Origin of the sequence: Rothia sp. HMSC072B04, from assembly GCF_001813725.1 — a bacterium.
Taxonomy (GTDB): Bacteria; Actinomycetota; Actinomycetes; order Actinomycetales; family Micrococcaceae; genus Rothia; species Rothia mucilaginosa.
In genome coordinates this window covers 23076-32790 of the sequence record NZ_KV813802.1, presented here as the reverse complement: position 1 = coordinate 32790, position 9715 = coordinate 23076, and the positions used below count along the sequence as shown (strand labels likewise).

At 60.6% G+C, this 9715-nt stretch carries 8 protein-coding genes, 1 tRNA gene and 1 riboswitch; of the genes, 3 read left to right on the top strand and 6 right to left on the bottom strand.

From position 1 onward, the window contains the following. Positions 1-127 precede the first annotated feature (127 nt). The 4 genes from HMPREF2928_RS03785 to HMPREF2928_RS03770 form a co-directional block, all read right to left on the bottom strand. Positions 128-1030, bottom strand: a complete 903-nt coding sequence (locus HMPREF2928_RS03785) for an aminotransferase class IV (protein ID WP_005509006.1) — start codon at positions 1028-1030, stop codon at positions 128-130. A 156-nt stretch (positions 1031-1186) separates the two neighbouring features. Next, positions 1187-1984 carry an energy-coupling factor transporter transmembrane component T family protein gene (locus HMPREF2928_RS03780; protein ID WP_070687408.1) on the bottom strand — a complete coding sequence of 266 codons (798 nt, stop codon included), beginning with the start codon at positions 1982-1984 and terminating at the stop codon, positions 1187-1189. Further along, complete coding sequence (locus tag HMPREF2928_RS03775) at positions 1981-3615, bottom strand: ABC transporter ATP-binding protein (protein WP_070687407.1); 1635 nt, start codon at positions 3613-3615, stop codon at positions 1981-1983. The genes HMPREF2928_RS03780 and HMPREF2928_RS03775 overlap by 4 nt, the downstream gene beginning before the upstream one ends. Positions 3616-3703: 88 nt before the next feature. Continuing rightward, positions 3704-4336 (bottom strand): ECF transporter S component, encoded by a 633-nt coding sequence (locus HMPREF2928_RS03770; RefSeq protein WP_049340559.1) that lies wholly within the window; start codon positions 4334-4336, stop codon positions 3704-3706. 58 nt (positions 4337-4394) lie between these two features. Continuing rightward, a riboswitch (TPP riboswitch) is annotated at positions 4395-4495 on the bottom strand. Between the two features lie 267 nt (positions 4496-4762). Here HMPREF2928_RS03770 and HMPREF2928_RS03765 point away from each other — a divergent pair. Together HMPREF2928_RS03765 and HMPREF2928_RS03760 are read left to right on the top strand one after the other, a co-directional pair. Next, the gene (locus HMPREF2928_RS03765; protein ID WP_070687406.1) at positions 4763-4996 is read left to right on the top strand and encodes a DUF4235 domain-containing protein; all 234 of its coding nucleotides are present in this window, start codon (positions 4763-4765) and stop codon (positions 4994-4996) included. Positions 4997-5156: 160 nt separating this feature from the next. Next, entirely contained in the window at positions 5157-6581 is a 1425-nt protein-coding gene (locus HMPREF2928_RS03760) for an MFS transporter (RefSeq protein ID WP_070687405.1), read from the top strand. Positions 6582-6776: 195 nt separating this feature from the next. On the opposite strand, the gene HMPREF2928_RS03755 is transcribed toward HMPREF2928_RS03760, so the two are convergent. Then, on the bottom strand, positions 6777-8108 hold the full coding sequence (locus HMPREF2928_RS03755) for a septin family protein (RefSeq protein ID WP_070687404.1): 1332 nt from the start codon (positions 8106-8108) through the stop codon (positions 6777-6779). A 129-nt stretch (positions 8109-8237) separates the two neighbouring features. Beyond that, a complete protein-coding gene (gene dcd / locus HMPREF2928_RS03750; RefSeq protein WP_005509013.1) occupies positions 8238-8837 on the bottom strand; it encodes a dCTP deaminase in 600 nt (199 codons plus the stop codon). A gap of 153 nt (positions 8838-8990) precedes the next feature. Here dcd and HMPREF2928_RS03745 point away from each other — a divergent pair. Continuing rightward, a tRNA-Gly gene (locus HMPREF2928_RS03745) sits at positions 8991-9064 on the top strand. The last annotated feature ends 651 nt before the right edge of the window (positions 9065-9715 follow it).

The window sequence follows — 9715 nt, the reverse complement described above, 5'->3', positions numbered from 1 at the left end:
CTCGCTTCGCTTCGGGCACCCTGATGTCGCGTCAGGAAGATACACGCACCTCCTGCCCTTGACCGTAGACAGCACAAAGGGACGGTATTATCCTCGCTCGGATAATACCGTCCCTTTTTGTACGCGTTTAGCTCTGCTGCGCCAGGTAGTTCAACAGCGTCGCGGTCAGCTCCGGGTCATGCGCCAGCGCCGTGCCGTTCAGGTGAGTCACCGGCGCAATCAGACGCACCGACGACGCCAACCACACGCCGTCCGACTCAAACAAATCCTGCGGGTAGAGCGGACCGAAGCCCAGCTCCCAGCCGGCCTGGCGTGCCGCCTCGAACACAGCGCCCTGCGTGGTGCCGGGAAGGATGCCGTGGCTCGGCTCGGGCGTATACAGCACCTTCTTGCCGTCCTCAATCTTGGCAACCAGCACCGAAGAGGTGGCACCCTCCAGCACGCGACGCTCGTCAGTGATGAAGATTGCGTCATCCGCGCCGCGCTCCTGAACGTACCGCAGGACCGCCATGTTCACCGCGTAGGAGAGGGTCTTCGCACCCGCCAGAAGCCACGGGTAGGCGCTGTTGTCCATCGGCTCGTGGCCGCGCGGCAGCAGCATCGCCTTCACGCCCTCGGTGCGGCGCTTCACGATGGAGGCGGGCACCGGCGACGCCATAATCAGCGTGTACGGGCCCGGCTGCATGGAGGTCACCGCCTGGGTGGGGCCGCGCGAAATAATGATCTTCACGATGTGCTCTTCGCCCAGCGCAGTCTCGGCACCGGCGGTCGCCTCACGCATGAGGCGCTCCACCGCCGAACGCAGAATCTCGGGTTCCGGGTCGGGCAGATCCAGCATGCGCGCCGACGACTCGAGGCGGGATAGGTGCATGCCGAGCTTACGCACGCGGCGGTTGACGGACAGCATGGTCTCGAAGACGCCGTCGCCGCGGGTGAAGCCCTGATCATCAACGCTGATGAGGGGCACGGACGGGTCAACGAAGATGCCCTGCGGGTTCTGCTCGTTCAGAAGAATTACGGTACTAGACATAGTCTTATTGTACGTTCGCAGCCGAACTGTAGGCAGGAGGTGTGTGTACCTTCCTGAAGCGACATCAGGGTGCCCGAGCTCTGCGAGGGAGGGTGCCCCTGTAGGAGCGAAGGAAGGGTGCGGGCGCCTCCCTAACCACGTCCAGAGCAGAGCAAACTAGCCCCAGAGGAACTGGATCGTACCCGCCGCAATAGATGCGCCGTACGCAACAGCAATAATGACGGCGGCGGCAATGCTCACGTGCACGTCACGGGGCGAGTAGCTAGGCACACGAGCCCAGGTGCGTTCGCCTGCGCCGAAGCCGCGCGCCTCCATGGTAATGGCGAGGCGGGAGCCGCGGCGGATAGCCTGCACCAGCAGGGCGAAGCTTTGCCCGCCGAAGGTTTGGGCACGTCCAGCGAGGGATTGGCCTGCGCCGAGTCCGCGGGCGCGTCGTGCTTGGCCGAGAGCGTTCCATTCGGCGAAGAGGATGCCGACCAGGCGGAGTGCGGCGACGGTGGCGAGCACGAACCGGGAGGGCAGTTTGAAGGTTTGTGCGAGGGAGTCGCCGAGGTCGGTCGGGTCGGTGGTGAGTACGAACGCGAGGGTGGGTAGGACCATGGCGAGGGAGCGGATCATCATGGCTGCGCCGACGGCGGCGGAGTCGGTGGTGATGCTGTTGAAGCCGAGGTCGAGGATGGTGGTGCCGGTTTTGGCGCTGAGCATGGCGACGGACCAGCCGGTGGTGATGACGGCGATGAGGATGGGCCAGAAGCGGGTGAGGACGTTGACGGGTCGGAATCCGACGAGGATGAATCCGAGCAGTTCGAGGGCGAAGAGGATTCCGGAGGTGAGGGGGTCGCGCACGATGAGTGCGGCGATGATGAGGGTGAAGGAGACGATGAGTTTTACGCCGGCGTTGAGGTTGCTGAAGTAGCTGGTTCGGTCGATGGTGCCGAAGAAGTCGGTGTTCATGCGTTCTCCTTTCCGTTGGTTGCCTGGGGTTCGGAGGCTTCGAGCGCTTCGAGGGTGATGTGGTTGCCGCCGAGTGCGGCGGTGTAGTCTTCGTCGTGGGTGATGGAGATGATGGCGGTACCGCCTGCGAGGAGTTCGCGGATGAGGTCGACGAGTTCGGCCCAGGTGCGGGCATCCTGCCCGAAGGTGGGCTCATCGAGAATGAGTATTCTCGGTGCGGTGGCGAGCGCGGAGGCGACCGAGAGTCGTCGTTTTTCGCCGCCGGAGAGGGTGAAGGGGTTGGCGTCGAGTAGGTGGGTGAGGCGTAGGCGGGTTGCGAGTTCGTTGGTGCGGGCGGTGAGGTCGTCTTCGTTGAGGGGGTTGCGGGTGAGTGCGGCGAGTCGGCGGGGGCCGAGTTCGAGTTCTTCGCGTACGGTTCCGCGGATGAATTGGTATTCGGGTTCTTGGAAGACGTAGCCGATGCGGCTGAGCATTTGGGCGGGGGTCCAGGTGGGTACGTCCCAGTGGGCGCGCTCGCCGCCGTGGTTGCCGCCGTGGTTACCGTCGTAATTACGGAGCGTGTCGGTGGCGGCGAGGGTGCCGTCGGGGGCGGTGAGTAGCCCTGCGAGGGTGAGCGCGAGGGTTGATTTGCCGGCGCCGTTGGGGCCGAGCACGCTGAGGTGTTCGCCGGCGCGCAGGGTGAGGTTGATGCCGCCGCGCAGTACGGGCAGGTCGATGGGTGCGGGTGCGGGGGTGTCGCCGAGGCGTTTGATGGTGCGGCGGCGGGCGCGTCGTTGTTTGGGGGTGGGTTGTGCGCGGGTGATGCTGAGGTTTTCGGCGCGCAGTAGCGCCTCGCCGTACTTGCTATCGCTGTCGCTCTGCGGCGCACGCGGCACGTAGTTGGGCACCCACACGCCGGCGTCGATGAGATCCCGACGGGCTTCGGTGAGCACGGTGTCGGGTGCGCCGTCGTGGGTGATGGTGCCGCCTTCGCCGAGTACGATAATGCGGTCCATGTGCGGCGCCCAGATGCTCACGCGGTGTTCCACGACGAGCAGGGTCGCGCCGGTGGCCTCCGCGGCGGCAAGAATACTGTCGCGCACCTCCTGCACACCGGAGGGGTCGAGGTTGGCGGTGGGTTCGTCGAGGATCATGGCGCCGGGGTGCATCGAGAGGATACCCGCCAGGCCGAGGCGCTGCTTCTGTCCGCCGGACAGCGCGCTGCTGGGGTGGTCGAGGGCAAGGTCGTTGAGCCCTACGGCGGTGAGGGCTTCGGTGACGCGGCGCCAGATTTCTTCGCGGGGTACGCGCAGGTTTTCGGGGCCGAAGGCGACGTCGTTGCCGACGGTTGCCATGACGATGGAGGATTCGGGGTCCTGCTGCATCATGCCCGCGGTGCCACGTGCTTCGGCGGGTGCTTGCCCGTTGATGGTGATGGTGCCGCCGGCGGATTCGCCGTCGTCATCGTGGAGCACACCGGCGATGGCGTGCAGGAGCGTCGATTTGCCGGCGCCGGAGGTGCCCAGTAGCAGGACTTTTTCACCGGGGTTGATGGTGAGGTTGAGTCCGCTGATGACGGGTTCTGGGCGTCCGGGGTGGTGCCAGCTGAAGTTGTTGAGCTCGATGCGCGCCCCGCGCGGTGTTGCTTCCATGATGGTTCCTTAGCCTTTTGTGTGGCTGCTGTAGTGTGCCGAGTGGTGACTCGTGGTGAGTGACTAGCCGGTGGATAGTTGCTGGTGGTTAGCGGCGGGTCTTGCCGGATGCCAGCGAGGAGAGCACACCGGTCTTGGCGAGGTTCTGCACGAGAATCCATGCGAGGAAGCCTGCGATCACTGCGCCGGAGATGACGGCGCACGCTACGTAGATGATTGCCTTGACCGGTTCCATGTCGGGGTAGTAGATGAAGATTTCGTTAACACCCATGAACAGGCCGCTGAGCGCACCGGCGAAGACTGCTACGAATGCGTCCCAGCGACGGTAGCGGAAGATTGCGAAGGCGATTTCAGCGCCAACGCCCTGGAAGAAGCCGGCAATCAGGATTTCACCACTCCACGCGCCGCCGGTGAAGAGCACGGAGATGAATGCTGCGACGATTTCACCGAAGAGTGCCGCACCGGGCTTGCGGATGAGCAGGCCGCTGAGGGTGCCGCCAAGCAGCCATGCGCCGGCGACGATGGGGCGGAATTCGGGTGCTGCTACGAGTGCAGTTTTGGCGGCGGGGCCGACTGCGATGTCCCAGATCCAGAAGATGACGGCGCAGGCTACTGCGATAACTGCGGCGATAACGATTTCGTTGACTCGCCAGCGCAGGTTCGGCTTCTTCGATTCTGCCTGGCTAGATGCCTTGGAGGCGGGGGTTACGTTCTGCGACATTGGTGGTCCTTCCTTCGTTGGAAGGGGAATGTCCTCGCCCTCTGAATGGACGAGGGCATTGAGAAGAAATTCGACTCCCTACGCCGGTACTAACCGGATCAGGTTCGAGGGTCTGCTTAGCACTCTCAGCGCCTCGGTGGCGCTCCCCTGTCGTTGTGGGCTTCCTTGTCCGTACCGTTTTGGTGCGGGCGGAAGTCCAGGTTCGATTGTAGGCGTGTCTGGCTGTTCGCGCCAATTTGCCGCTTTTTGTTTCGTTCTTCTGCCCACATTACAGAATTGCACGGTGTACAATTTTGGGACGGAGAGGCTCCAAGGCGGCACGAACGCCTTAAACCCTATACGCTAGGGAGTGGCGCTCTTTTCTCACCCAACCCCGAAGGGGTTCACGGGCAGGACGCCGCATCGTATACAGCTAAGGAGATACATATGAACCCCGTTGCTAAGCTTGCTATTGCGGGTATCAACATGGGCGCTGCTGCCCTGGTTGGTAAGGGCCTGGGCGCAGCCTGGACCAAGGCTACCGGTAACCAGCCTCCCACCATTTCCCACGAGTCTGAAGATACCCTGCGTCAGGTCATCCTCTGGACCGTTCTGACCTCCGTCGTGGGTGCTGTGGTGAGCTTCGGTATTGCTCGCCTGCAGCGTCGTTTCTTCAACTAAAACTTTGTGCCTTCCGCGCGAAAGTTCATGAACTAGGCGGTACGTATCTTCGCTCGGTACGTACCGCCTGGTGTTCCATCTTCAGCACGCCCGCTCTACTTCAGCCGGTTTCATGCCGCCGCTACGCTGAAGCGCCACCTCGGCATCCGAAAGCACAACTATGACTATTTCTTCTCCCCGCCGTAAGACGAAGGCTCCGCGTAGGGTCGTTGACCACGCGAATAGCCGCCGTTCGGTCGCCTCCTGGGTCATGTGGGATGTTGGTTCCTCGAGCTTCGACTCGATTATGATGACCTTCATCTTCACCGTGTACCTGACCAGTAGCTATTTCGGCACTCCCGAAGAGACCTCCTCGGCGCTGTCTTTGGGTCTGACTATCGCCGGTTTCCTGATTGCTATCCTGGCGCCGGTGACCGGTCAGCGTAACGACAAGTCCGGCCGCGGTATCTTCTGGCTCGGCGTGAACACGCTACTGCTAGTCGGTTCGATGGCGGCGTGCTTCTTCGTGGCCCCCACCCCGCAGTACCTGTGGCTGGGTGTCACCCTGATTTCTGCGGCGAGCGTGTTCAGCGAGTTCGCGTACGTGAACTATAACGCCGTGCTGCCGCGTATCTCCCACCCGGAGAATATCGGTAAGATTTCGGGTGCCGGATGGGCTGCCGGCTACATTGGCGGCATCCTGGCGCTGGCTGTGGTGCTGTGGGGTTTTGTGCTTACCCCCGAAGTGCTCGGCCTGACCACCGATAACGCCCTGAATATCCGTGCGGTCGCGCTATTCGCCGCCGCCTGGTGCCTCATCTTCTGCGTGCCTCTGCTGGTGCGTATGCGCACCCGCGAGCGCTTCCTGCCGGAGGTGCTGCCCACCCGCGAGCTGCGTTTCCTGGAGCTCGGTATGGAGCGTCTCTCCCCGGCTCGTCAGGGCGGTCTGCTCGCCTCCTACAAGGCGCTGTGGCGCACCATTAAGCGGCTGAAGATGACGTCCCCGCAGACCCTGTGGTTCCTGATTGCTTCGGCGGTGTTCCGTGATGGTCTGTCCGGTATTTTTACGTTCGGCGGTATTCTCGCGGCGGGCACGTTCGGTTTCAGCACCTCCGAGGTGATTCTGTTCGGTATTGCCGGTAGCGCCGTCGCGGCGGTTGGCGCGATTCTGGGCGGCTACCTGGATGACTACCTGGGCCCGAAGGCGATTATTGTTATCTCGCTGGTCGGCATTATTTTGGCGGCTACCCCGCTGATGTTCTTCCCCGAACCGGGCGTGTTCTGGGTATGCGCCCTGCTGCTGTGCCTGTTCGTGGGCCCGGCACAGTCGGCGTCCCGCACCTTCCTGGCTCGCCTGGCAGATCCCGGTACTGAGGGTGAGCTGTTCGGCCTGTACTCGACCACCGGCCGTGCGACCAGCTTCCTGGCGCCGATGCTGTTCGGCCTGTGCGTGAGCATCATGGGCGCGCAGATTTGGGGTGTGCTCGGTATTTTGATCGTTGTGGTGGCGGGTCTGCTTCTGCTGCTGCCGGTGAAGGCACCCGGTCCGTTGCGTGTGCGTGCGGCTCGCCGCGAGCAGAAGCGCCGCGACAAGGCTGCCCAGTAAGGCAACCCAGTAAAGCATGCGGGGCTAAGCGTCCTGCAAACCGCCCTTGCGAACCCCCGCGCAAACCCGTAAACGCAAAGGGAGGGGCGGGTAGAAGAATGATCTTCTACCCGCCCCTCCTTTGTGCTTAAGCAGTGCTTATCAAGCGGAGCTCAGTAAGCCGCGCCAGAGAGCTATACCAGAGAACCGCAGTGGCTAGTCCTCCACCACGTCATCTTCATCGTCAGAGGCAGCGTCCTCAGAGGAATCCAGCGCAATCTGCTGCTCCTCCTCATCCAAAACCTCATCGCTAGTCAGCTGAGCCCAGGTCGCATCATCAATCAGCGGATCATCAATCACGCGAACCCACAGCATCGAACCAGCCGCCAAAGCGCTCAGATTCTCGTCATACGCCTCCGCAGGCAGACCCTCAAAAATCTCAGCCAAACGCGCAAACAAGTCATCGTACGAAATGTCGCCCTCAGCCTGCAGCCAGCACTCAGCCGCAAAATCAGACAGCTCATTCAGCTCAGTGTCACACAGCAGCAAGAACGGGCCGTCCTCACCCACACGCACACCCGAAGTACCCGGCATACGAGAAACCGCAATCGTACCGTTCAAGAACACACCCGGCAGGTGATCCTCAGCCGTGTACTTCTCCAGCTTCTCAACCTCATCAGCGTTCGGCAGCTCATCACCATTCAGCAGATCCTGAACCAGCGGCAGAGTATCCTCAATCTCCGAGTACACCAGGCGCCACACGCCACCGCAACGCTCCACCAGCTTAGCCAGCGACACAACACCCTCAGGGTGACGCGCCAGACCCGAGCTCTGCTCACTCAAGAACACCAGAGCCTCGTGCAGCGGAACACGCTCAAAATACGGCTCCGAAGCCGACTCATCACGAGAAATGAACACAATACGCGACAGCTCATAGCTGAGGTCATCACGATCAACCACGTTCAGGCCCAAATCCACCGGGTTCTGCTGATCCTTCGGCGCATTCGGGTCAACAATCACAGACAACGGCTTCGGATACGGCGACACAACGCCCTCATCCGAAATAATCGCAGTCTCATCAGTCAGGTACGCAAACTTCGAACCCAAGAAACGCGACGCAGTCGTCTTACCGCTACCAGAAACACCCACCAGCGCCACAGCGCGCTTCGACTCAGGGTCACCAATAACAGCCGCATGCAGCATCACACCGCGACCAACCAGCTGCTCAATCATCGCCAACGTAATACGGCTCGTCAGATCCTGCATACCCGAATCATCATCAGCCACACGCAGCGTCGAAACCTTATCAAACGAACCCATCAACGGATTCGCCAAATCCATCACCGACTCATCAGTCGGCGCATGAACCAGCATCACCTGATCAAAACGAGACAACGAAGCATACGCCTCATCAGGAGTATCAAAAAACTCCGGAGCAAGAGGCTCCCACGCCTTCTTAAAACGCTCCACAAAAGAGTCCGACATATCAATCAGATACAAAGAAACTTCCGCGCCAGCAACACGCAGAACAACAGGCTTCAGATTCATCAAAAATCCTTAGAGAGTGAGAGATAAAAACCCGCACGCGAGTGAACGCACGAGCACAACAGGCGAAAACCGCCCAACGCGGGCGCACAAACACACAGCCTGCACGCCCGCACCCCAAAGCGGGAAAGACTAAGACTCCACAGAACCATCCGCAGGAATCATCGTCTGATGAAAATTCAAATAACTACGCGAAGCAGTCGGGCCACGCTGACCCTGGTAACGGTTACCATACGCACCAGAACCATACGGATGCTCAGTCGGGCTACTCAAACGGAAGAAACACAACTGACCAACCTTAGAACCCGGCCACAACATAATCGGCAAAGTCGCCATATTCGACAACTCAAGCGTCACATGCCCCGAAAAACCAGGATCAATAAAACCAGCCGTAGAGTGAGTCAGAAGACCCAGACGACCCAACGACGACTTACCCTCCAAACGGGCAGCCACATCATCAGGCAGGGTCACCTTCTCATACGTAGAACCCAACACAAACTCACCCGGATGCAGAATAAACGGCTCATCAGGAGCCACCTCCACCAGGCGCGTCAAATCCTCCTGCGGCTGAGCAGGATCAATATGCGGGTACTTATGGTTATCGAACAGACGGAAGAAACGATCAATCCTCACGTCCACACTTGCAGGCTGAATCATCGACTCATCGAACGGATCAAGAACGATGCGCCCATCAGCAATCTCTTGACGAATATCGCGATCTGAAATAAGCACGCTTAAAGGATACCTGGCAAACACCACCCACGTGCAGGCATCCACCAGCCCCAGCACACAGGCCTACATCACATTTCAACCCCGCCACCCCGCGCACAAACAACCGCAACACATTTCACTCCCGACAAGCAGGCGCGATACACTGAAAAAGATGCGGCTGTAGCTCAATGGTAGAGCGCACGCTTCCCAAGCCTGATACGCGGGTTCGATTCCCGTCAGCCGCTCCACAAGCCCCGGACTTCGTCGCGGGGCTTTATTTTTTAGGTTGGATGCGGTGGTTGGGCTGAGAGTTTAGGATGCGGCTTGGGTTGGACGGGTCGAGGCGGTATGTTCTTTGCTCCTGCAGGGAACCCGTCCTCGCTTCGCGTCGGACACCCTGATGTCGCGACGGAACATACCGGCCTCTCCCCTACTAACTCTCTCCCCTTCTCCGGGCAGGTGGAGTAGTGGGTGCGGATGCGCGGTGTGGAACGAACCACGGGCGCTCGGCTTGGGAAGAGTGTGCGCGGAGGCGGGGAGGGGGAATACTGGGGTTAGGTACCGCAGGCAGCTCGCCGGGAATGAATGTTGGGTTCAGGGCATTGCGGTGACTCCGTATGGGAGGTCAGGGCGCCTTCCCGAGGGCTCATCGAGACAGGGCTTGTTGTAGCCCCATACGAGCGCGCAGCACAGCTATACCTTCCTGAAGCGACATCAGGGTGCTCGAGCTCTGCGAGGGCGGGTGCCCCTGTAGGAGCGAAGGAAGTGTATAGCGAGCCAAGCACACACACCTCAAAACGCTTGAAGGATGTTCAACTCACCACACAGTTGTGCTAACCTAACCACAGAAATTCAATGAGAGAATTTCTAAAAAACATCTACTCGACGAGGAATCGTAG